Source organism: Arthrobacter oryzae (genome assembly GCF_037911235.1).
GTDB classification, from domain to species: domain Bacteria; phylum Actinomycetota; class Actinomycetes; order Actinomycetales; family Micrococcaceae; genus Arthrobacter; species Arthrobacter oryzae_E.
Window position 1 is genome coordinate 1 of the sequence record NZ_JBBLYW010000051.1, and the last position, 22,026, is coordinate 22,026.

26 protein-coding genes are annotated in these 22,026 nt (G+C 66.0%); 12 read left to right on the forward strand and 14 right to left on the reverse strand.

The features are described from left to right. Nucleotides 1-13 precede the first annotated feature (13 nt). The 13 genes from WMN78_RS13800 to WMN78_RS13860 form a co-directional block, all read right to left on the reverse strand. Nucleotides 14-772: a prolipoprotein diacylglyceryl transferase gene (locus tag WMN78_RS13800; protein WP_340534302.1), complete on the reverse strand. Its 759-nt coding sequence runs from the start codon at nt 770-772 to the stop codon at nt 14-16. Between the two features lie 24 nt (nt 773-796). Beyond that, on the reverse strand, nt 797-2,104 hold the full coding sequence (locus tag WMN78_RS13805) for a Y-family DNA polymerase (RefSeq protein WP_340534303.1): 1,308 nt from the start codon (nt 2,102-2,104) through the stop codon (nt 797-799). Next, nucleotides 2,097-2,528 carry a translesion error-prone DNA polymerase V autoproteolytic subunit gene (locus WMN78_RS13810; protein WP_340534304.1) on the reverse strand — a complete coding sequence of 144 codons (432 nt, stop codon included), beginning with the start codon at nt 2,526-2,528 and terminating at the stop codon, nt 2,097-2,099. Before WMN78_RS13810 ends, WMN78_RS13805 begins: the two co-directional genes overlap by 8 nt. A gap of 135 nt (nt 2,529-2,663) precedes the next feature. After that, nucleotides 2,664-3,212: a hypothetical protein gene (locus tag WMN78_RS13815; RefSeq protein WP_340534305.1), complete on the reverse strand. Its 549-nt coding sequence runs from the start codon at nt 3,210-3,212 to the stop codon at nt 2,664-2,666. Then, a complete protein-coding gene (locus WMN78_RS13820) occupies nt 3,209-3,820 on the reverse strand; it encodes a sigma-70 family RNA polymerase sigma factor (protein WP_340534306.1) in 612 nt (203 codons plus the stop codon). The genes WMN78_RS13815 and WMN78_RS13820 overlap by 4 nt, the downstream gene beginning before the upstream one ends. A gap of 279 nt (nt 3,821-4,099) precedes the next feature. Continuing rightward, nucleotides 4,100-4,696, reverse strand: coding sequence for a dihydrofolate reductase family protein (locus WMN78_RS13825; protein ID WP_340534307.1), 597 nt, complete (start codon nt 4,694-4,696; stop codon nt 4,100-4,102). A gap of 109 nt (nt 4,697-4,805) precedes the next feature. Beyond that, nucleotides 4,806-6,215 (reverse strand): rhodanese-like domain-containing protein, encoded by a 1,410-nt coding sequence (locus WMN78_RS13830; protein WP_340534308.1) that lies wholly within the window; start codon nt 6,213-6,215, stop codon nt 4,806-4,808. A 117-nt stretch (nt 6,216-6,332) separates the two neighbouring features. Further along, entirely contained in the window at nt 6,333-6,716 is a 384-nt protein-coding gene (locus WMN78_RS13835) for a rhodanese-like domain-containing protein (RefSeq protein WP_340534309.1), read from the reverse strand. 11 nt (nt 6,717-6,727) lie between these two features. Next, the gene (trxA, locus tag WMN78_RS13840) at nt 6,728-7,090 is read right to left on the reverse strand and encodes a thioredoxin (RefSeq protein WP_340534310.1); all 363 of its coding nucleotides are present in this window, start codon (nt 7,088-7,090) and stop codon (nt 6,728-6,730) included. Between the two features lie 64 nt (nt 7,091-7,154). Next, nucleotides 7,155-7,451 carry a rhodanese-like domain-containing protein gene (locus WMN78_RS13845; RefSeq protein ID WP_340534311.1) on the reverse strand — a complete coding sequence of 99 codons (297 nt, stop codon included), beginning with the start codon at nt 7,449-7,451 and terminating at the stop codon, nt 7,155-7,157. A 34-nt stretch (nt 7,452-7,485) separates the two neighbouring features. Then, nucleotides 7,486-7,827, reverse strand: a complete 342-nt coding sequence (locus WMN78_RS13850) for a rhodanese-like domain-containing protein (RefSeq protein WP_340534312.1) — start codon at nt 7,825-7,827, stop codon at nt 7,486-7,488. 82 nt (nt 7,828-7,909) lie between these two features. Further along, nucleotides 7,910-8,827: a sulfite exporter TauE/SafE family protein gene (locus WMN78_RS13855; RefSeq protein ID WP_340534313.1), complete on the reverse strand. Its 918-nt coding sequence runs from the start codon at nt 8,825-8,827 to the stop codon at nt 7,910-7,912. Continuing rightward, entirely contained in the window at nt 8,824-9,483 is a 660-nt protein-coding gene (locus WMN78_RS13860; RefSeq protein WP_340534314.1) for a rhodanese-like domain-containing protein, read from the reverse strand. The genes WMN78_RS13855 and WMN78_RS13860 overlap by 4 nt, the downstream gene beginning before the upstream one ends. A gap of 131 nt (nt 9,484-9,614) precedes the next feature. On the opposite strand from WMN78_RS13860, the gene WMN78_RS13865 reads away from it, so the two are divergent. The 6 genes from WMN78_RS13865 (at nt 9,615) to WMN78_RS13890 (ending at nt 14,163) form a co-directional block, all read left to right on the forward strand. After that, nucleotides 9,615-9,872 carry a metal-sensitive transcriptional regulator gene (locus WMN78_RS13865; protein ID WP_340534315.1) on the forward strand — a complete coding sequence of 86 codons (258 nt, stop codon included), beginning with the start codon at nt 9,615-9,617 and terminating at the stop codon, nt 9,870-9,872. A gap of 43 nt (nt 9,873-9,915) precedes the next feature. Then, nucleotides 9,916-10,335 (forward strand): DUF302 domain-containing protein, encoded by a 420-nt coding sequence (locus tag WMN78_RS13870; protein WP_340534316.1) that lies wholly within the window; start codon nt 9,916-9,918, stop codon nt 10,333-10,335. Nucleotides 10,336-10,502: 167 nt separating this feature from the next. Next, nucleotides 10,503-10,775 carry a hypothetical protein gene (locus WMN78_RS13875; protein ID WP_340534514.1) on the forward strand — a complete coding sequence of 91 codons (273 nt, stop codon included), beginning with the start codon at nt 10,503-10,505 and terminating at the stop codon, nt 10,773-10,775. Between the two features lie 405 nt (nt 10,776-11,180). Next, on the forward strand, nt 11,181-12,470 hold the full coding sequence (locus WMN78_RS13880) for an MFS transporter (RefSeq protein ID WP_340534317.1): 1,290 nt from the start codon (nt 11,181-11,183) through the stop codon (nt 12,468-12,470). Nucleotides 12,471-12,542: 72 nt separating this feature from the next. After that, entirely contained in the window at nt 12,543-13,826 is a 1,284-nt protein-coding gene (locus WMN78_RS13885; RefSeq protein ID WP_340534318.1) for an MFS transporter, read from the forward strand. Beyond that, nucleotides 13,786-14,163, forward strand: coding sequence for a metalloregulator ArsR/SmtB family transcription factor (locus WMN78_RS13890; RefSeq protein ID WP_340534319.1), 378 nt, complete (start codon nt 13,786-13,788; stop codon nt 14,161-14,163). The genes WMN78_RS13885 and WMN78_RS13890 overlap by 41 nt, the downstream gene beginning before the upstream one ends. A 333-nt stretch (nt 14,164-14,496) precedes the next feature. Here the strand turns inward: WMN78_RS13890 and WMN78_RS13895 are convergent, their stop codons facing one another. Continuing rightward, complete coding sequence (locus tag WMN78_RS13895; RefSeq protein ID WP_340534320.1) at nt 14,497-14,982, reverse strand: MarR family winged helix-turn-helix transcriptional regulator; 486 nt, start codon at nt 14,980-14,982, stop codon at nt 14,497-14,499. Between the two features lie 125 nt (nt 14,983-15,107). Between WMN78_RS13895 and WMN78_RS13900 the strand changes: the two genes are divergently transcribed. From WMN78_RS13900 to WMN78_RS13925, 6 genes are all read left to right on the forward strand, one after another. Then, nucleotides 15,108-16,070 (forward strand): SDR family NAD(P)-dependent oxidoreductase, encoded by a 963-nt coding sequence (locus WMN78_RS13900; RefSeq protein ID WP_340534321.1) that lies wholly within the window; start codon nt 15,108-15,110, stop codon nt 16,068-16,070. Between the two features lie 2 nt (nt 16,071-16,072). Next, on the forward strand, nt 16,073-16,966 hold the full coding sequence (locus tag WMN78_RS13905; protein ID WP_340534322.1) for an amidohydrolase family protein: 894 nt from the start codon (nt 16,073-16,075) through the stop codon (nt 16,964-16,966). Nucleotide 16,967: 1 nt separating this feature from the next. Then, nucleotides 16,968-18,206, forward strand: coding sequence for an acyl-CoA dehydrogenase family protein (locus WMN78_RS13910; RefSeq protein WP_340534323.1), 1,239 nt, complete (start codon nt 16,968-16,970; stop codon nt 18,204-18,206). A gap of 131 nt (nt 18,207-18,337) precedes the next feature. Continuing rightward, nucleotides 18,338-18,793 (forward strand): MaoC family dehydratase, encoded by a 456-nt coding sequence (locus WMN78_RS13915; protein WP_028270914.1) that lies wholly within the window; start codon nt 18,338-18,340, stop codon nt 18,791-18,793. Between the two features lie 55 nt (nt 18,794-18,848). Next, nucleotides 18,849-20,249 carry an MFS transporter gene (locus WMN78_RS13920; protein WP_340534324.1) on the forward strand — a complete coding sequence of 467 codons (1,401 nt, stop codon included), beginning with the start codon at nt 18,849-18,851 and terminating at the stop codon, nt 20,247-20,249. Nucleotides 20,250-20,291: 42 nt separating this feature from the next. Next, nucleotides 20,292-21,923 carry a long-chain fatty acid--CoA ligase gene (locus WMN78_RS13925; RefSeq protein WP_340534326.1) on the forward strand — a complete coding sequence of 544 codons (1,632 nt, stop codon included), beginning with the start codon at nt 20,292-20,294 and terminating at the stop codon, nt 21,921-21,923. The last annotated feature ends 103 nt before the right edge of the window (nt 21,924-22,026 follow it).

Here is a 22,026-nt window from a genome sequence, read left to right on the forward strand (position 1 = left end):
GGGTTGTCCTCGCTCATGCCACTCTTCCTTTCAACTCAGGACGGACCGGTTTCCCGAACACCCGCCGCATGCGCCAGATCAACAGGGGGAGGACCGCCAGCAGGAACCATTGCGGGCGGCTCATTCCCAGCCAGAGCACCTCGTTGCCGCGGACAAACTCCACGCCGAACCTGAAGAGCGCGTAAGCGGTCACGTAGCAGATGAAGAGGTCGCCGGGGTGTGCGAGGCGATCTCGAAAGCGCCACATGACGGCGAACGCCACCGCATGGAAGACGATTTCGTAGGCAAAGGACGGATGGAGCCCGGCCCCGGAGGGTCCGCCGATCAGTGCGGCCTGCGCCGGGGTGAGCACGATTCCCCAGGCACCGCCGGTCGGAGTGCCCGGCAGTTCGGTGAGGAGGCAACCGACCCGCCCGAGAACCATCGCCAGTGCAACGGCGGGAGCCAGCAGGTCGCCGGTGGACTCACGGTAGCCGGTCAGCCGCTTGCCAAGATGGACTCCGAACCAGGCGCCCACCAGGCCTGCGAGGATGCTGCGGTCGCCATTGCCCCACCAGTCCGCCAGGGAAACCTGCGTGGAAACATCCCAGGTGAGGACGCGGGATCCGATGGCCCCGAACGCTACAGCGAAGCCTGCGATGGGCCATAGCCTGGGATCGGTGAGGCCGCGGCGGCGCTTTTCATGGGCGTAAAAAAACAGGGCCGCGACAATGCCCAGCCCCGTCAGGATGCCGTGCACAAGCCCATCTCCCGCGAAGGGAAGCCCGATCATGAGCAGAGTGTAACAGGCGCCACTTCAGGCAGCTTTGACCACGGGTAGCTCATCCCAGTGAGTCGTGTACCTGGGCGAGAGCATGGTGCGCTGCATGGACCAGTCCGGGCCTCCGCGGATGCCTGCGTGTCCCAGCCCCACGGACCCCCGGCCGTACCGGCGGCTGATGTCTTCCAGCAGCGGTCCGATGCCGCGTTCCTCGTGCGGGTTCGCAAACACCTCCAGCGGTGACTGCAGTCCCGTGGGCCGCAGGTCGGTGACCATGATGCCGGCACGGACGTACTTGGTGCCTTCCTGGATCCGGGGCAGCAGGGCGTGCGAAGCCTTGGTCAACAGCACAGGGTCGGCAGTGGGGGCGGGCAAAGTGACGCAGACCGACGGGTAGGACGTGTCCAGCGGGTTGTAGTGCGACGTGCCCGCGAACGCCGTGAGGACCTTGGCCTGCAGATTGTGCTTGGCCAGGCGTGCACTGGCTTGCTGTCCGTAAACACTCACGACCTGCCTCAGGTCCGCCGCGGTGGTGATGGGTGTTGCAAAGGACCGGCTGAAGATGAGTTGATCACGGCCGATGCGTTCCTCCTCCAACGGGATGCACGGAGTGCCCTGCAGTTCCAGCACCGTCCGCATCAGCACAACGGAGAAGCGGTCCCGGATCCGCACCGGATCGGCGCGGGCGAGGTCAAGGATCGAAAAGATGCCTTGGCTGTTCAACCGCTTGGTGAGCCGGGAAGCCACGCCCCAGAGTTCAATGACGGATACCCGGCCCATCAGGGCTTCGCGGGCGGGCGGAGGCATGGCGTCCCAGTGGCAGACGCCGTTCAGGCCCGGGTTGTTCTTGGCCCACTTGTTGGCCAGCTTCGCGAGGGTCTTGGTACCGGCGATGCCCACGCAGACGGGGACCCCCACGTTGCGCCGGACAACGGCCTTAATGGTCTGGCCGAGCCGCAACAGCTCGTCCGGGGTGCCTTTGACCCCGAGGAAGGCTTCGTCGATGCTGTAGACCTCCAGCCAGGCCGAGTAGCGGCCCAGTAGCTCCATCACGCGGGCGCTGATATCCCCGTACAGCTCATAGTTGCTGGACTTTGCCACCAGACCCCATTCCTTCGCCCGGGGAGCGATCTTGAACCAGGGCTCTCCGACGCCGATTCCAAGGGCCTTGGCTTCAGGGGACCGGGTGACCGCGCAGCCGTCATTGTTGGAGAGGACTACCAGGGGCCGGCCTTCCAACGAGGGGTCGAAAGCCCGCTCCGCCGAGGCGTAGAAGCAGTTAACGTCCACCAGGGCTATCCGCCGGATCGTATCCGGCGCCCGCGTATCCCGTGTTTCAGACATGGTGCAAGCACCGCGTTGCCACGCCCCAGATGACCAGGTCTGACAACGCCGGAACCCTGATGTCCGGATACCGGGGATTGTCCGCCTGCAGCACCACTCCGGACGCCGTGATCCGAAGCCGCTTGATGGTCAGCTCGCCGTCCAGGACCGCAATGACCACCGATCCGTCCTTGGGGTCCAGGGCGCGGTTGACTATCAGTTCGTCGCCGTCACTGATGCCGGCGCCTTCCATTGAGTCCCCGGAGACCCGCACGATGTACGTGCTGGTGATGTCCTTGATGAGGTGTTCGTTGAGGTCGATCCTGCCGTCAAAGTAGTCCTGCGCCGGCGAGGGATAGCCCGCCGCGACCGGCACCGGGGAGATCAGCACCGACAGCAGGGACGCGCCCGCCTCTATCACGCGGGGACCGATAACTATGCCCACAACACACCCCTATTCGAATATATGTTCGATAAGTTCAGTGTAGACCCTGGCCCCGACATCGGATATTCCCGGCCCGCGACTCTGACGCAGAAGATTCGGTCGTTGGATGAGATGAGAACTCATCGATCACGCGGCCTAGTCAGCTTTCAAAGCAAGGCCAAGCGAAGCGCAAACGTCTTCATCGCCAGGGATTACTGCGGCGCGGCCGTCGTTGAGAACACATACGGTCAGTTGGTTCGGGACCGGGTAGGAGAAGCTGCGGTCATAGAGGCTGGGATGTGCCATGCCGTTCGGGCTGGCGGGGTCGAACGCATGTTGGGCCCATAGATCTCGGCAGAGAGCCAACGCGTCCTCGATAGGAATCGGGTTGCGTTGCGTTGATGGTTCACCGACCCTGGTGCCTTCCCCCAAGACAGCAGTGGTGCCGGGGAATTGGTTGCCGCTGAGCTCGGCCCGTGCGAAGCATGCGATTGAACTCTTATCCGTGACTGGCATTTGCAGCACTGCAGCCGCTCCGCTTACGGCCAAGGCCACCGCGACGCCGGATAGCAGGATCCGCTTGCCCTTCGTGTCTTGGAAGTGGCGGTTTTCCGGGGTTCCCTCCCGAGCGACATTGGTGAGGAGCTGTTCGATGGCTTTGCTGCGGTCCTCGTTGAAGTGCTGTGGACGGTTGGTGTCGTTCATGGTGTGCCCTCTTCAGGGGTGAGTGGTTTGGCCGGCAGCAGTCCGGCTTGTGGGTTCAGCAGCTGGGCGAGTTTTTGTTTAGCGCGCGAGAGCCGCGACTTTACGGTGCCAGGCGGTATGCGTAGCAGCTGGCTCACTTCGGCGGTGCTCATCTCCTCGATAACGCAAAGGGCGAGGATTTCCTGATCCCGTCGCCCCAGTGAGCGGTAGGCTCGGTGCAGGAGCTGAGAGCGCTGGTCCTGGTCGACGGCGTCGGCCACGGAGTCGCCATGATCCGGTGCCGTTTCTGCACGCGGTAGTTTCCGGATGAGTTGCTCATACCGGAGGTTGGACCTGATGCGGTTCCTGGCCACGTTGGTGGTGGTGACCAGCAGCCAGCCGATCACGGAGTCGTTGACCAGTCTGACCTTTGATCTGCAGCGCCAGGCTTCGAGGAATACCATCGCCGTGATGTCTTCTGCCTCACTGGGAGTTCTTACCAGGCGCAGGCTGTGACCGAAGACCCGGTCCCGGTGGAGAACAAAGAGTTCAGCGAAGGCGGAACCGTCGCCATCCAGGACCCGCGACCACAGCTCTCTGTCCGTTTGCGCCTTCCCGTGGTTCCCCATACCCATAAGTGTCCGGCAACGCCCGGGCGGTTCCATCAGGAATGAGGATAACTAACTCTCCGCTACTTGAACGAGCAGTTCCGGGGATGGGGGCCTGCATGTACGGGCGGGCCACCTATGAGTTGATGGCCGGTATCTGGTGCGACATGCCCAAGTTCCTCTTTTCGCGGACCGTGACGCAATCGGGCTGGAACACCTCGGTGATTCGCGACGTCGTGCCTGGACAGATAGCGGAACCGAAGGCGCAGTCCGGAGACGTCCGGCCGTAGAGTCAGCGCTTCAGCGGGTTACCTGATAGCGCACGTGGGTGACGAGGCTGGTACCGCTCACTTCCGTCGGCTCCAGCTTGAGGTTCGCGACGCCGTCCAGCAGCCGCTCGCCTGCTCCCAGGACCATGGGTGCGATGTGGAGGCGCAGCTCGTCGATCAGCCCCGCTGAAAGGTACTGGCGGGCGGTCTGCGCTCCGCCGGCAATGGCCACGTCCTTGCTGCCGGCGGCCTTCCGCGCCTGCTCCAGCGCCGATTCGATCCCGTCGGTCACGAAGTTGAACGTGGTGCCGCCCTCCATCACCAGCGGATCCCGGGGATGGTGGGTGAGTACGAATACCGGTGCGTGATAGGGCGGCTCCTCACCCCACCATCCCCGCCAGTCCTCAGCCCATGCCCCGGGCCCGGGCCCTGCGAACATGTTCCGCCCCATGATGAAGGCGCCTGCCGCGAGGATCCCTTCGCGCGCCGCTGCGTTGGACTCGGCTTCTTCGAACTGCCACCTGTGCAGGAGCTCCCCGCCCTCGCCCAGCGGTTCTGCCAGGCTTTGGTTCGGGCCGGCGAGGAATCCGTCGAGGGAGATGGTCAGATCGCACGTGACTCGGCTCATGCGCCCATGCTACGGGGGTCCGCCGGCAGGCGCGATGGTGCCCCCGGCAAAAGGCCCCCGACCGGAGAAATTCCGGTCGGGGGCCTCTGCGGTGGAAGTCAGCTCGTGGTTAGCGGGCCGAAGCCGACTGCAGCGATGCTTCCCTGGCGGCCCAGGCGGCGTAGCTGCCGTCGAGTTCCACAACGTCGTAACCGGCGTGGCGCAGGGTGCTGGCCGCCACCGAGCTGCGGACGCCGCTCTGGCAGTAGGTCACGATGGTGCCGCCGGTGGGGAGCTGGTCCAGGTTCCAGAGCACCCGGCCACCGCTCAGCTGCTTGGATCCGGGGATGTGCCCGGCCGTGTGCTCGGTGCGGTTGCGGACGTCCAGGACAACCGCGGCGTCGAAGCCTTCGAGTTCCTCGGGCTGTACCATGCGAGGAGTCGCTGCGGGCAGTCCCTCGATGCTGGTCACGTAGCCGCCCACGTTATCGATGCCGACGCGGACCAGGTGGTCCCACATCTCCTGGGCCTGCTCCTGTCCCGAAGCCAGCAGGACCAGCGGACGGCTGTCCCGTTCCGGGTCAACGGCCCACGCGCCGAAGCTAGCGACGGACTTTCCGGCGGGGATGTTCAAGGCCCCTGCCACGGTGCCCTGGTGCACTTCGGTGTTGGGGCGGGTGTCCACGAACGTCACCTTGTTTGCCGCCAGGTCACGGACGACGGTGGCAGTGTCCAGTTCCGCGAGCGGGGCGCGTTCGCCCATGACGGCCGGGCCCTGACGGTTCTGGCGCTTCATGCGGCCGAAGTAGGCGTGGGCGTCAGGCTGTCCGTCGAGCAGTTCGTCGATGAAGCCCTGCTCGTCGTTGGCGGCCAGGTAAGGGCCCCACCAGGCGTAGAGCCGCTCGTAGCCGACCGTCGATGACGGGATGGCGCCGAGGGCCTTGCCGCAGGCGCTGCCGGCACCGTGTCCCGGGTAGACCTGGACGAAGTCGGGCAGCGTAAGGAACTTGTCACGCAGGCTGGAAAACAGCTGCTTGGCACCCAGGAAACGGGTGTCCACGCCGCCGGCAGCCTCGTCCAGGAGATCGGGGCGGCCCAAGTCACCGGAGAAGACGAAGTCGCCGGAAAGCAAGTAGCCGGGTTCGGAGCTGAACGCACCGTCGGTGATCAGGAAGGACAGGTGTTCCGGTGTGTGCCCCGGGGTGTGGAGCGCCTGGACGGTGATGTTGCCGATGGTGATCCTGCTGCCGTCGAACAGGCGCTCGCCGTCGAACCCGTACTGCCAGTCCGGGCCTCCTTCGCCCGAGACGTAGATTTTGGCGCCGGTGGCGGCGGCCAGTTCACGGGTGCCTGAAAGGTAGTCGGCGTGGATGTGGGTCTCGGTAACGGCCACAATCTTCATGCCGTTGGCCGCGGCGAGGGAGCGGTAGGTGTCGATGTCACGGCGGGCGTCGACAACAACTGCCTCCCCCTTCCGCTGGCAGCCGATGAGGTAGCTGGCCTGGGCGAGGTCTTCGTCGTAGATGCGCTCGAGAAGCATGGGGTTCTCCTTCGTGAATGTCTGTGGGGTTCCTGGCTGGTTCCCGTTGGTCTACTCAAAATCATAATACCCCGGGGGGTATATCGCAAATGGCTTGCCGCCGTGGTTAGGTCACCGTTAGCGGGTGTTGCGGGCGCGCCAGTTCGCTAGTTTTTTCACTATCGATTTCCATCGTCCGGACCGGGGCCTGTCCGGGACTGCGGGTGCATAGCTCACCGGATGGCCCTCCCGGTACCACTCCGTGATGCCTCCGGCGACGTTGACCGCGTCGTATCCCCGGTCCGAAAGGAGGGCAGTGGCCTGACTGCTGCGCTTGCCTGAACCGCACAGGAGGTAGAGCGTGCTGTTCGGCAGGTCCTGCTGCCGTAGCGGCAGTTCATCGAGCGGGATGTTCAGGCTGCCTGGGACGTGGGCGACGGCGTATTCCTCCCGGCCCCGCACGTCCACCACTATGGCGCGGGGCCAGATTGCCGCGAGCTCGCAGGGCGAAATGGTCCGCATTGCTCTGCGTGTCAGGACTGCTGCTGCGCTGCCTGCGCACGGACTGCGGCCATATCCAGGTTCTTGACGCCTTGGATGACCTGGTCCAGCCCTGCAGCGTTGAGGGCGCCGGGCTGGGAGAAGACCAGAGTCTTGTCCCGGAAAGCCATCAGCGTGGGGATGGACGTGATGCCTGCAGCGGCCGCCAGGGCCTGCTGGGCTTCCGTGTCCACCTTGGCAAAGGTGACGTCCGGGTGTTTCTGGGACGCTGCGTCGTAGGTGGGGGCGAACATGCGGCAGGGGCCGCACCAGCCGGCCCAGAAGTCGATAAGGACAATGTCGTTGTCCTCAAGCGTCCGGGCAAGCGATTCTTCCGTGATGTCGATGGTTGCCATGGCTGAATTCCTTACGTGGCTGGGGCGGGCGAGGGGGTGGGAGCTGAGATGAGGTGCGGGACGGTTAAGCGGCGGGGAGTCCTGCGCGGCTCCACGCGATCATGCCGCCGGTCATGGTGTCGGCGCTGAATCCTGCGGCGTTGAGGGCGTCGGCCACGCGGGCGCTGCGGTTGCCGCTGCGGCAGACCACGATGACGTGAACGCGCGGGTCCAGCTCGGCAAGGCGGGCCTGCAGCTGCCCCATCGGGATGTGCAGGGCGCCGGGGATCATGCCCTCGGCGACTTCGAAGTCTTCGCGGACATCCAGGACTTGAACGCTGGCGCGCCGCTGCTCGGTTTCGGTGACGGTGATTTCTGCCATGACTGGGTTCCTTTCCGGAGTTTTGGTTGGGTGCTTAGCGGACTGGTTCGCCGGCTTGGCGCCAGGCGCTGATGCCGCCGCGGAGCGAATACGCCTCGTAGCCCTGGCTGGCCAGCAGCCGTGCGGCCGACGCCGAGCGGACTCCCGACTGGCACATCGCGACGACTGGCCGGCCCTTCGGCAGGCCGGATGCGCCGCTCTGCAGCCTGTCCAGGGGCAGGTGCTTGGCCTGGAGTGCGTGGCCGCTGCGCCATTCCTGGGCGGAACGGACATCAATCAGCACCGCCCGGGATGCGAGGAGCTCCTTGGCTTCGGCCACTGAGACGGTTTTGTAGGGTTTGCTGAAAGCCTTCTTCAGCGAGTCGATCAGGCCCATGCGATTCTCCTTTTGTCGGGCGGGAGCGGCGGGTGTCAGGGTTGTGTGGTCCGGCACGGCTTGTGGGGTCCCGGCAAGGGTGCTAGACCGGCGACGGCTCGGCATCGCGTTGCCGTCCACCGGACTTCGCCCGGCGGAGCGGGCAGGAGCTGACCAGGAGCCAGCAGACTCCGGCAGCGGCTGCGGCGAGGACGGCGACGGCGGCCGCAATGATCCAGCGCAGGTCCGCAGGGGCCTGCTGGATCAATACGAAGGCGCCCATGGCCAGTACGAACCAGCCGAATGCTTTCCGCAGCGCCGCTTCGGGGATCTTGCCTGCGATCTTGGCGCCGATCAGGGTTCCCACGATGGCGGCGGCCGTGACGGCGAGCGTCACTCCCCAGTCGAGGTGGACCGTGGTGAGATATCCGGCAAGTCCGGCGAAGGACTTCATGGCGATGACCACCAGTGATGTGCCCACCGCAACGGACATCGGCAGTCCGCCAAGGAGGGCCAGTGCGGGGACCACCAGGAATCCTCCTCCGGCGCCGACCAGACCGGTGACGAGGCCGACCACGGCGCCGTCCAGCAGCACCCGCCCCAAGGGAAGTTCGGCGTGGCGGGTGGAGCCGGACGAGGGATCCGGCGTCGAGCTCTTCTTTCGGCCGCGGAGCATGGCCACGGAGGTGGCCACCATCATCAGTGCGAACGCGATCAGGAGGATCTCGCCGGGGATGTGGCCGCCGAGCAGCCCGCCAACGAAGGCGCCGGCCATGCCCGCTGCGCCGAAGAGCAGCCCCGTCCGCCACATCACACGTCCGCCGCGGGCGTGGCTAACCACGCTGACAGCGGAGGTGACGCCGACGACGAACAGGGAAGCGGCGATTGCCTCCTTGGCCTCGAACCCGGCCACATACACCAGGATCGGGACGGTCAGGATCGATCCGCCGCCACCGAGGACACCGAGCGAGAGCCCGATGACCACGGAGAGCGCAAGAACGAGGATGAGGGTGACGGTCATGAGGCCTTGGCCTCCCGGGTTCCGTTGCCGCCGGCGGGGAACTGCAGGATGGCGGATTCGCGGGTGGGCTCCTTCGCCGCTTTGTTCCACGGCATGGCCGAAATCGCCTGGCCCATGGCACAGGTGTTGGTCGCGGCCGAGAAGGTCAGGCCCGTGCCGATGGCGCCCGCGAGCAGGCGGATCTTGGGCGAGACAAATTTTCCGCCCGCCAGGCCCAGTACTACGAGGGAACCGGCTGCAAGGCGGACCTGGCGCTCCAGGTCCCAGCGGGCCTTGCCGCGGACAACGTCGCCGCCGGCAGCCGCGAAGCCAGGCACGCCGCCGGTCAGGACATGGGCGGTGCCGATGCCGGCTCCGCCGAGGCGCTGCCGCGCCTGCTCGGCCCGTGCGCCCGACTGGCAGACGAGCACTACGCGGCTCCCCAGCCGGGCGGCCAGTTCGTCGGTGTGCTCGGAAAGCAGCGGGAGTGGAACGTTGTAAGAACCGCGGATGTGAAGGGACTCGAATTCTGCGGCAGAGCGCACATCAATCACGACGAGGTCCTTGTGTTCCTTGAGCCAGCTCTGCAGCGTTTCCGGATCCAGTGCGGTGACTGCGGGGGCAGCAGGCGAAGCGGACGTGGAAGAAGTGGAAGCCGACGGGGAGGGGCGTGTCATGGATGTCCTTTCAAGACGGATCATGCGGAAGTTGAATACCCCACCGAGTATTACAGATACCCCCCGGGGTAGTCAAAAACACCCCTGGGGGTATATGGTGGAACCACACAATCCCTTTATCCGGAGGCATCATGGAACTCGATCCGACCGACCTCACCCCGGTCATCAACCGGCTCAAGCGAGCACAGGGGCAGCTGTCGGCAGTGACCCGAATGCTGGAAGAGGGCCGTGACTGCAAGGACATCGTCACCCAGCTGGCCGCCGTGTCGAAGGCACTGGACCGCGCGGGCTTCGCCATCATTGCCAGCGGGCTTGAGCAATGCATTGTCCGCAAGGATGCGAGCATGGACACGAAAGACCTGGAAAAGCTCTTCCTGTCCCTTGCCTGAGCCGCATTCAAGCCGCCAACCCCCAACGCAACTAGGAGACCCCATGACTTACACCCACACCGTGACCGTCCCGCTGTCCTGGAGCGACGCCGTCGAGCGGACACGTGAAGCGCTCGCCGGGCAGGGATTCGGCATTCTTTCCGAAATCGATGTCCGTGCGACCTTCGAGGCCAAGCTCGGCGCCGACGCTGCCGAAGCGGTGGGCGACTACATCATCCTGGGTGCCTGCAACCCGGGGCTGGCCAGCCGGGCGCTTGCCGCCGAACCTGACATGGGCGCTCTGCTGCCCTGCAACGTCGTGGTGCGCCGCGGCAAGGGCGCGGAGATGACCACTATCCAGGCCATTGATCCGCAAACCATGGTCCAGCTCAGCAGCAGTCCTGAAGTGCAGGAAGTGGCAAACGACGCCGATGCCCGCCTGCGCGCCGCGCTGGCCGACCTGGATGCGCAAGCGGCAGTCTAGGACGGCAGCCCAGGAGGGCTCAGACCGACCAGGCCGGTGCATGGGCTGAGGTTATTTTCATCACGGTTTCTGCGTCCTGCCGGAATCCGTGTTTGGCTGCCCCCATACTGAGATTGACGCGGTGATGTCCGGCGCCAAACCAGTCAGGAGGAAGAGCTTTGAACACTGTGATGAACGTTGTGACGAACGAGTATTTCCCTGCTGCGGCGGTCCTCTTTGGGGTCGTGCTTTTTTGGACCGTCGCTTTCTTCGGCGGCCTGTCCCTTCTGAGCACCAACCAGCCGCCCATTGCAACACTCACGTGGCTGCTCTTCGTCTACGCCGCAGCCGTTCTTTCGCCCCTCGCGGGGCTGCTGGCCATGGTTGACCTCGTCCGCCGCTGGTGGCGGAACCGTTCGGCCCGCGCGGCCGGCCGCGTGGCCGGAACCAAGTCCGCCTAAAGGAAACCAAGGAAAACGGGTAGCGTCCACTCGCACGCAGCGGGGCGCAATCTCCTAAAATTGTTTTGGGGCCGGCGGCGAAAAGCCCGCTGAGACCCGGGCTGTCCCCAGTCGCCGTCGGCCCTTCTGAACGGCGCACTTCCCCTGCAGGACGGGACGCCCGGCCATCACGCTGCGCGCCCGGTGTCCACGGGCAGTCCGCCGAGGATGGTGGCCGTTCCCGTGCCCTCCCTTTTCCAGGAGTTCCTCCCGGGTCATTCAGGCAGGCTTTATTTGAGCAGGCTGCCCTGGGAATAATTCACCTCGTTGCCAGCTGGCCAACGTACACCGCGCGCTTTTGTCCGACGTCGTCCACGCGCTCGCCGAGGAAACCAGCGCCCCCCGCTTAAACCAAGGAACCTTGCCATGACCTCCGGAAGCACCTCCCCGAAGCATCCAAGCCACGCCCGGGACGCCATTACCCTGGGCCTGCGGCAGAACCTTGCCCAGTTCATGATCCTGGTGGCAGTCAATGCCCTGGTGGGAGGAACGCTGGGCCAGGAGAGGACCGTGCTGCCGCTCCTGGCCGACGAGGTCTTCAGGCTGGACCTCTACACCAGCGCCCTGACGTACATCCTGGCCTTCGGCGTGGCCAAGGCGGCCACCAACTATTTCGCCGGAACCCTGTCGGACCGTTACGGCCGCAAGCCGGTCCTGGTGGCGGGCTGGCTGATCGCCCTGCCCGTCCCGCTGATGCTGATCTTTGGGCCGTCGTGGGGGTGGATCGTCGCCGCCAACGTCATTCTCGGCATCAGCCAGGGTCTGACCTGGTCCACTACGGTGATGATGAAGATGGACCTTGTGGGTCCGTCCCGCAGGGGCCTGGCCATGGGCCTGAACGAGGCGGCCGGCTACCTGGGCGTCGCCGGTACTGCGCTGGCCACCGGCTACATTGCCTCCACCTACGGATTGCGCCCGGGCCCTTTCTTGCTCGGAGCGGCCTTCATCGCCGTCGGGCTGGGGCTCTCTGTGCTGACGGTGCGGGAAACGCACCACCATGCCAGGGCCGAGGCCGCCAACCATGTTGCGGTGCATGAGGGGGCACACGCGCAGCTCAGCAACCGCGAGGTGTTCACCCTGACCAGCTTCCGCGACAAGTCGCTGTCTTCCGTAAGCCAGGCGGGCATGGTGAACAACCTGAACGACGGCCTGGCCTGGGGCCTGTTCCCCGTTCTCTTTGCGGCTGCCGGGTTGACGATTGAACGCATCGGCATCCTCGCGGCCGTGTACCCGGCAGTCTGGGGTGCCGGCCAGCTGGTGACGGGCGCACTCTCGGACCGGATCGGGCGCAAGCCCCTGATCGTGGGCGGCATGCTGGTGCAGGCGGTGGCGCTGGGCATGGTTGCCTTTGGATCCGGCTTCGAAGCCTGGCTGGCCGCGGCGGTGCTGCTCGGAGCGGGCACTGCCATGGTTTACCCCACGCTGCTGGCGGCCATCGGGGACGTTGCCCACCCCGAATGGCGGGCGAGGTCGGTAGGCATCTACCGGCTGTGGCGCGACGGCGGCTTTGCGGTCGGTGCGTTGCTGTCCGGAATCATCGCCGACGCCTACGGCATTCCGGCGGCAGTCGCCGTCGTGGCCGTGCTGACCGGGGCTTCCGGCCTGGTGGTGGCCGTGCGGATGCGGGGCGCCGACCATAAGCCCGTGACGCGCTAGGCGGGTTGTTTTCCGGGTCACTGGGCTACTCTTTAAGTGCACGTCAGTGCACATATGCACTTGAGGAGTCTTATGCTGTCCGTCCTTCGCAACGGAGTCTATGCCCGGCTGTTCTGTGCCCAGGTCGTGGCGCTGGCGGGGACGGGGCTGCTGACCATCGCACTGGGACTGCTCGCCTACGATCTGGCGGCCGGTCATGCCGGGGCTGTGCTGGGCACGGCGCTGACCATCAAGATGCTGGCCTACGTGGGACTGGCCCCGGTGATCACCGCCCTGGTGGCACGCTTGCCGAAGAAGCCCGTGCTGATCACGGCGGACCTGATCCGGGCGGCCATGGCCCTGTGCCTGCCGTTCATCACGGAAACGTGGCAGATCTACGTGGTGGTTTTCCTGCTCCAGTCCGCGTCCGCCACGTTTACCCCGGCGTTCCAGTCGCTGATCCCGCTCATCCTGAAGGATCCGCGGGATTATACGTACGCCCTCTCGTTGTCCCGGCTCGCCTATGACATGGAAGCCCTCGCCAGCCCGGCCGCCGCGGCACTGCTGCTGACGTTGATGAGCTACAACAATCTGTTCATCGGCACGGTTGCAGGCTTCCTGATCTCGGCGGCCATGGTGGCTTTGACGGCGGTTCCCCGGCCCGGCGCGTCCGAAGGGCCGCAGTCCTCCGTGTGGCACCGGACCACGCTGGGAACCAGGATCTTTTGGCGCAACCGGCGGCTGAGGTCGCTGCTGGCCCTGAACCTGGCGGTGTCCGCGCCGACTGCCCTCGTGCTGGTCAATACCGTGGTCTACGTCCGGGACGTGCTACTCCGTCCCGGATCCGATCTTGCCATCGCCCTCGCCTGCTTCGGCGCCGGTTCCATGGCCGTCGCCTTCGTGGCCCCCGGGGTTCTCGGCCGCTTCGGGGACCGCGCCGTCATGCTGACCGGCGCTGCGCTGATCCCGCCGGCCCTTGCTGGCGCCGCCGCAGTGATGTTCCTGGCGTCTACGGACGCCGGATGGTGGCCCCTGCTGGGGCTGTGGTTCGTGCTCGGAGCCGCCACGTCCGCCATCATCACCCCGTCCTCCCGGCTGCTCCGCGCGGCCTCCTCGGAGGGGACCCTTCCCTACGTGTTCACGGCCCAGTTCTCGCTCTCCCATGCCTGCTACCTCCTCAGTTACCCGGTGGCGGGCTGGGTCGGTGCCGCCGCGGGCCTGGGCTGGGCTGCCGTTTCGCTGACAATCCTTGCGATACTTGGCAGTGCAGGAGCGTTCCTGTCCTGGCCCCGGACCGCCGATTCAGGAGCAGGCCCCGTGATTGAGGAGCAGACCGTTGAGCAGCCAGCCGAGCAGTCCGGTCAACGCCGACGCTGAGGAACCCTCGCTCGTCCACCCCGTCACACCTGGCGCGGAGCTGCTTGACACTGCCGCCGCCACGCTTCGGATGCTGGCCGAACCCACCCGCCTGCATCTGTTGTGGCAGCTTGCCCAAGGTCCAAGGAGCGTCACGGAACTCACGGAGGCGGCGGCCGTTCCGCGGACTGTGGTCAGCCAGCACCTGGCCAAGCTGCGGCTCAGCGGGATGGTGGATGCGAGGAAGGACGGCCGGCATGTCATCTACTCCCTGCACGACGGCCACCTCGTGCGGCTGATCCGGGAGACCATCAACCACGCGGACCACCGGACTACGGGCGAACCTTTCCACGGCTGACGTGCCGTTGGTATTCTGACACCGGGTTATGCAGGCAGCCCCCGGATCCTTCCCTGAGGAGGTCCCATAGGCCCCAAATTAAACGCCGTCATAGGCCGCCTCGCCGGCATCGCCCAACGGCGTGTCTTCAAGTCCTACTCCTCATTGTCGGCCGTTCCCACCGGCGAGCTCGAAGTCCTGGCCGGTTTCCTGAGGAGAAGCGGGAACGCCCCGGGGCCGAACCAGGCCGGCCTGGTGGGGCCGGTTGTCATGGCAGAGCTGGCCCGGCGGAACGGTGAGGACCCTGAGAGGCGCTGCCGCCCGGAGGGCCGCACGCGCTGACCCGCCCTGCCCTCAGTCCGCTAGTCCGGAACCCCACAGCGCTTTGCGGAGGAGTGCCTTGAGCTGGGCCGATTCTTCCGCGGCCAGGCCTCCGAGCACCTCCGCTTCTGCCTGTTGCGCGGCCTCGCCGGCCTGCTGCAGCAGCTTTCCCCCCTTGGCGGTGGCCGTGACGGTCTTCGCCCGGCGGTCCTGCTTCCCCGGCGCCCGCACCACGAGCCCCCGTTTCTCCAGCTCATCCACCAGGGCCACAATCTGGCTTGGATCCAGGCTCAGGAAGTCCGCCATTTCGCGCTGGGTCGGTTCCAGCCCGCTGTTCGCGAGGATCAGCACCGAGTACGAGCGCTCCTTGAGGTCGAACTCGGCCAGCGCCCTGTTGTTCATCACGGACCCCGTGGCGTGCAGCTTGGCCAGCAGGAAGCCCAGGTCCTGGCTGATGGACGCGGCAACAAGTTTGTGGACCTGTTCGGTCCGCTGATCGCCCTGTGTCTCGATCGTCATGGCCTGCTCCAATAATTCTCAAAATAAATCGTTGACATTTTCAACTATCCATAATTTCATGGATACAGAACAGCATCCCACGTCCAGAGCCGGGATGCACAAGGTCAGCTAGCAAAGGAGCAGCCATGAGCCTGTCAGGAAAAGTAGCAGTCGTCACCGGAAGCGGCAGGGGCCTCGGCCTGGCCTACGCCCGGGAGCTCGCCCGGCAGGGTGCCGCCGTCGTCATCAACGACGTCGACGCCGAGGTGGCTGCCGAAGCAGTCCGGACCATCGAGGCAGACGGCGGGAAGGCCGCCGCCGTCGTCGCTCCGGTCGGAAGCACTGAAGTTGCCAGGCAGCTGGTGCAGGCAGCAGTCACGGAGTTCGGCCGCCTGGACATCCTGGTCACCAACGCCGGGATCCTGCGGGACAAGAGCCTGCTGAAGATGACCGACGAGGACTTCGACGCCGTCATCAACGTCCACCTCCGCGGCACCTTCACCTGCGTCCGGGAAGCGTTCGCCTACTTCAAGGAGAACGGCATTGCCGGCCGGATCATCACCATCGGTTCGCCCACCGGCCAGCGCGGAAACTTCGGCCAGACCAACTACGCCGCAGCCAAGGCCGGCATCGTGGGCATGGTCCGCACCTGGGCCCTGGAAATGAAGAAGGCGGGCGTGACCGCCAACGCCGTCATCCCCGTGGCGGCCACCGCCATGACCAAGACCGTCCCGTACTTCCAGAAGGCAGTCGAGGCAGACGAGCGCGGCGAGGCCATGCCGGTCTTCTTCCGCCACGAACTCGGTTTCGGAACGGCCGACGACGTCTCCGGGCTGGTCGCGTTCCTCGCCTCCGATGAGGCGGCCGGCATCACCGGCCAGGCCATCGGCGCCGGCGGCGACCGGCTTCAGCTCTGGACCCACCCCGAGGCCGCGGCCACCGAATACCGTGAGGGCGGCTGGCGCTACGAGGACCTCGTGGAGAACTTCGGCCCGCTCTTCGGCGGCAAGCTGCAGAGCGTGGGCGAGGAATTCCTGCCGCTGCCCGAGGACCTGCAGCCCGATGCCCGGCCTGCCCAGCCTGCCGCAGCTCCCGTGAAGGTGGGCTAGCCATGGCTGCCACCCGCTACGAACTCGGCATCGATGCCGCCGGGCTGGACGCGATCGACATGCACGTCCACCTCGAAGTGGACGGCCACGGCCACGAATCACTCCCGCCGGCACTCACCGAAGCCTCGGCAAAATACTTCAAATCCGAGGATCGTACGCCGTCACTGGACCGCATCGCCGAGGTGTACCGGGAACTGAACATGGCCGCCGTCGTGTTCACTGTGGACGCCCGCACCCAGCTCAAGCACGAACCGAACAGCATCGAGGACCTGATCGCGGGCGCGGCCAGGAACAATGACGTGCTCATCCCGTTCGGCAGCGTGGATCCGCGCACCGGTGCCGACGCCGTCCAGGGCGCCAAGCGCCAGGCCATTGACCTGGGCGCCCGCGGCTTCAAGTTCCACCCCAGCCTGCAGGGCTTCGACCCCTCCAGCGAACAGTTCTACCCGCTCTGGGAGACCCTCCAGGAACTGGGCCTGCCGGCCATCTTCCACACCGGGCAGAACGGCATGGGCGCCGGGCTTCCCGGCGGCTACGGCATCAAGCTGGCCTACTCCAACCCCCTTCTGCTGGACGCCGTGGCCGCGGACTTCCCGGAACTGCAGATCATCATGGCGCACCCCTCGGTGCCGTGGCAGGACGAGGCAAACTCCATCGCCACGCACAAGGCCAACGTGTTCATCGACCTCTCCGGCTGGTCGCCCAAGTACTTCCCGGAGTCGCTCGTCCGGATGTCCAACTCGGTGCTGCAGGACAAGGTCCTGTTCGGCACGGACTTCCCGCTCATCACACCGCAGAAGTGGCTGGCCGCGTTCGCCGACCTGCCGCTCAAGGACGAGGTCCGGCCCAAGATCCTCAAGCACAACGCCGTGCGCCTGCTTGGACTGGACGGCTGAGATGAGCCTCGATACCAGCGCGGAGGCCGTGCCTGCTGTCGAAGCGGCGACCCGCCTTTACAGCGTCTGCGACTACTACGACGCCGAATCCCTCCTCACGGAGGACGAGCGCCGTGTCCTGGGCAGGCTTCGCAGCTTCCTGGACCGGGAAGCGCAGCCACTGCTGGCCGACTACTGGGAACGGGGCGAGTTCCCCACCCAACTGGCACAGCCCCTGATCGACCTGGACCTGATGGAACCGGCGGAACTCACGGGCGCCTTGGGCGCAAAAAGCGGGCCCGCCCGCGGCATCTACCAGGGTTTCCGGATCTTCGAACTGGCCCGCACTGACGCCTCGCTGGCCACCTGGTACACGTCCCAGGCCGGACTCTTCCGCACTGCCATCCGGGTGGGTGCCTCGGCGGAGCAGCAGGCCGAGTGGATGCCGAAGGTTATCGACTTCTCGCTCAAGGGCGTCTTTTCCCTCACCGAACCCGACTCCGGTTCGGACATCGCCGGCGGCCTGTCCACCACCGCCCGCAGGGAGGGGGATTCGTGGATCCTGGACGGTGCCAAGCGCTGGATCGGCGGCGCTGTCAGCGCCGACGTCCTGGCGGTGTTCGCCCGGGACCAGGCAGACGGCCAGGTGAAAGCCTTCCTGGTGGACCGAGAATCTGACGGCGTGACGCTGGAGAAGATCCACGGCAAGACCGCGCTGCGGATGATGCAGAACGCCCACATCACCCTCGACGGCGTCCGCGTGCCGGAATCCATGCGGCTGCACAACGTGAACTCGTTCAAGGATGTGGCCGCGATGCTCCGGGCCATGCGTTCGGACGTTGCCTGGATTGCCGCCGGCCTGCAGGCCGGCGCTTTCGAAGCCGCCCTGCGCTACGTGACGGAACGCCGGCAGTTCGGCCGCCAGCTGGGATCCTTCCAGCTGGTCCAGGAGAAACTGGCGCGGATGCTCGGCAACGTCACGTCCTCGCTGTCCCTGGTGGTCCGGCTGACCGAACAGCAGGCCAAGGGCATCTACCGCGACCAGGACTCCGCCCTGGCCAAGATGCAGACATCCCTGCTGATGCGCGAAACCGTGGCCCTGGCCCGCGAAGTGGTGGGCGGCAACGGCATCACGCTCGAAACCGACGTGGCCAGGTTCCACGCCGACGCCGAAGCCGTGTACTCCTACGAAGGCACACACGACATCAACGCGCTCATCGTGGGCCGCGCCCTCACCGGCGAAAGCGCCTTCACGCGCTGACGCGGAACTAACCGGACAGCACTAACTGAACTGCACTCACCGGACCCGAACAGCAACTGAAAATCCGACGGCGGAAGCACCGCGCCGCCGTCGTACTTCCGCAACTCCAAAAACCGCCCCAGGAGGCAAAGATGCCCAATCTCGTCGTCGACTTCGACAAACTGCTCACGCTCGCCGGAACCGACCTCGGCGTGACCGAATACCGCGAAATCACGCAGGAACAAATCAACAAATTCGCCGACGCCACCGGCGATGACCAGTGGATCCACGTGGATCCGGAGCGTGCCAAGGACGGCCCGTTCGGCGCCCCGATCGCCCACGGCTTCCTGACGCTCTCGCTCATCATCCCGTTCTGGGGCGAGCTGTTTGACGTCGACGGTGTCACCACCAAAGTGAACTACGGCCTGGACAAGGTCCGCTTCACCTCACCGGTGAAGGTGGGGTCGCGGATCCGCATGCAGGCCACCATCGCCGAGGTCACCGAGGTCAAGGGCGGCGCCCAGATCAAGGTGTCCAACACCATCGAAATCGAGGGCCAGGAGCGCCCCGCCGTCGTGGCCGAATTCCTGGCCCGCTTCTACAAGTAAGCCGCATTCCCTGTAACCAACCCCCTTCTTGTCCCTCTGTCCTAAAGGAACAGCCATGTCTGGACTCACTCAGCTTCACGCCATGGGTACGGCCGAACGCCGCAAGGAAGCGCGCACGGTCATTGCCTCCAGTTATCTGGGCAGCACCATCGAGTACTACGACTTCCTCCTCTACGCCACGGCCGCCGCCGTCGTCTTCCCCAAGGTGTTCTTCTCCGGGATGGACGACTGGGTGGGTGTGGTGGCCGCCTACGGCACCTTCGCTGCCGGCTACCTGGCACGCCCGCTCGGCGGGGTCATCTTCGGCCACTTCGGCGACAAGCTGGGCCGCAAGGGAATGCTCATCGTTTCCATGCTGGTCATGGGCGTCGCGTCCACCCTGATCGGACTTGTCCCGGACGCCTCCGTGGCCGGCCCCTGGGGCGCTGTGATGCTGGTGATCCTGCGCGTGTTCCAGGGCATCGCCGTCGGCGGCGAATGGGGCGGCGCCGCCCTGATGGCGCTGGAACACTCGGAGTCAGGACGGCGTGGCTTTGCGGCGTCGTTCGTGAACGCCGGAGCCCCCACGGGCGCCGTGCTGGGCACGTTCATCATGGGAGCGTTCTCGTCACTGCCGAACGAGCAGTTCCTCGCCTGGGGCTGGCGCGTACCGTTCCTGCTGTCCTTCGTGCTGCTGGGCGTGGGCATGTTCGTCCGGCTCAAGGTTTCCGAGAGCCCCATCTTCAAAGCCGCGCTCGAGCAAGAGAAGCGCGAACAAGCTGCAGGTTTGCAGGCACACGGCGAAGGTTCCAAGTCACACGGCGCGCGGCCGACCGGCAGCTCCGCCCCGGCCCGCCGTGAAATTCCCCTCCTCCAGGTGCTCCGCAAGCCCAAGACCCTGGTCTTCACCATGCTGGCCGGGGCCGCAGGCTTCGCCTTGCAGGTGGTGCTGGCAACGTTCGCGGTGACCTTCGCCGTCTCCAAGGGTGCCGACCGCCAGGGCGTGCTCTACGCCTACGCCGCGGCCTCCCTGATCTCCATCGTCTTTGTAGTCCTGGGTGGAAGGCTCTCGGACAAGCTGGGCCGGCGCCCCGTGATGGTGGGCGGGCTCGTGGTGTTCATCGCCTACCTTGTGCCGATGTTCCAGCTGCTGTCCTCCAACAACATCGTGCTGATCTTCGTGGCGTTCGCTGTGGGCCTGATGATCCACTCCATGCTGTTCGGCCCGCTCGCGGCCTTCGTCTCCGAGCAGTTCGGCACCACGTCCCGGTACACGGGCGCCTCGCTGGGCTACCAGCTGGCAACGCTGCTCGGGGCCGGCTTCACCCCCGGGATCGTGGCGCAGATCTTCAAGGATTCCGGCCAGAACACCGGAGCCGTGGTCTGGTACCTGGCCATTATGTCCGTGGTATCGATCGTCTTCATCCTGCTGACCAGGGAACCCAAGAACAACGATCTTCAGACCGTCCGGCTCTGATCCGGCCGCCAGGGACTACCGTTTTATTAGAAAGGACTTGCCGTGGAAAATTTTGGCATCGGCTCGTGGCTGCAACGGCGCCGCCCGAAGTCGGGCAACAAGGCAGCAATCATCGCCGGAGACCGGGAGGTCAGCTACGAGCAGCTGGCGGAACGTTCCGTCCGGCTCGCCAACGCCTTCCGTGACCGTGGCGTGGCGCGCGGGGACCGGGTGGCCTACCTGGGGGAGAACGATCCGTCCTTCCTGGAGACGCTTTTCGCCTGCGGCCTTGCCGGAGCCGTCTTCGTCCCGCTGAACACGCGGCTGGCCCCGCCTGAAATCCAGTTCCAGCTCACGGACTGCGGCGCCGTGCTGCTGGTGCACGCTGCGAGCCTTTCGGACCTGGCGGTCCGCGGCGGCGAGGAGACAGCGGTGGTCCGGCGGATCGCCGTCGACAGTTCCCCCGGTGCCGCCCCGGCGGAAAGTGAAACGGAACGCACGACGGCGGCCGAGGACTATGAGGACGTCGTCGCGTCAGGCGCGACCACCGCCCCGGACGAGCCCGTGGGCCTGGACGACGGAGCCATGATTCTCTACACGTCCGGAACAACCGGACATCCCAAGGGCGCCCTGCTGACCCACGGGAACATCACCTGGAACTGCATCAACGTCATTGTCGACTTCGACTTCGCCTCCACGGATGTAGCCCTGATGATCTCCCCGATGTTCCACGTGGCCTCCCTGGACATGGGAGTCCTGCCCACGCTGCTGAAGGGCGGGACCGTGGTCCTGGAGCCCAGGTTCGACCCCCTCCGCACCCTGCAGCTCATCGAACGGCACCGGGCCACCACCGTCAGCGGGGTGCCCACCACCTACCAGATGCTGTGCGAACACCCCGCCTGGGAGGCCACGGACCTGAGCTCCCTGAACAAGCTGACCTGCGGCGGATCCGCGGTGCCGCTGCGCGTGCTGGATGCCTATGAGAAGCGCGGGCTGCGCTTTTCAAACGGCTACGGCATGACCGAGACGGCCCCGGGCGCCACCACGCTGCCGGCGGCGCGGTCCCGGGACAAGGCCGGATCGTCCGGCCTGCCGCACTTCTTCACAGAGGTCCGGGTAGCGGACCTCGCCGATCCCGGTGCGGGCGCCGCGGCCCCGGGCACGGTGGGGGAGATCCAGATCAAGGGCCCCAACGTCATCCACCAGTACTGGAACCGGCCCGACGCCACGGCCGACTCCTACACCGGCGACGGCTGGTTCAAGTCCGGCGACATGGGCTACAAGGATGACGACGGCTTTGTGTTCATCTCGGACCGGCTCAAGGACATGATCATCTCCGGCGGCGAGAACATCTATCCGGCCGAAGTGGAGCAGGCGATCACCGAGCTGGACGCCGTGGGGAGTGTGGCCGTAATCGGCGTGCCGGACGAGAAGTGGGGCGAGGTGCCGCGGGCCGTGGTGCTCCTGCGGGAAGGGGCGCAGCTGAGCGAAGAGCAGCTGCGGGCCGTGGTGCTCCTGCGGGAAGGGGCGCAGCTGAGCGAAGAGCAGCTGCGGGCCCACCTGGACGGCCGGCTTGCCCGGTACAAGATTCCCAAGTCGGTGGTGTTCGTGGAGGAGATGCCCAGGACGGCCAGCGGCAAGATCCGGAAGGCGGACCTGCGGAAGCTGACCCCCGCGAACGGCCAGCTGCAGTAAGCGCGAACGGACAGTTGCGGCCCCGGGGGCGGGCGCGAACGGACAGTTGCGGCCCTGGGGCGGGGCGCGAACGGACGGTTGCGGCCCCGCCCCCGGACCGGGA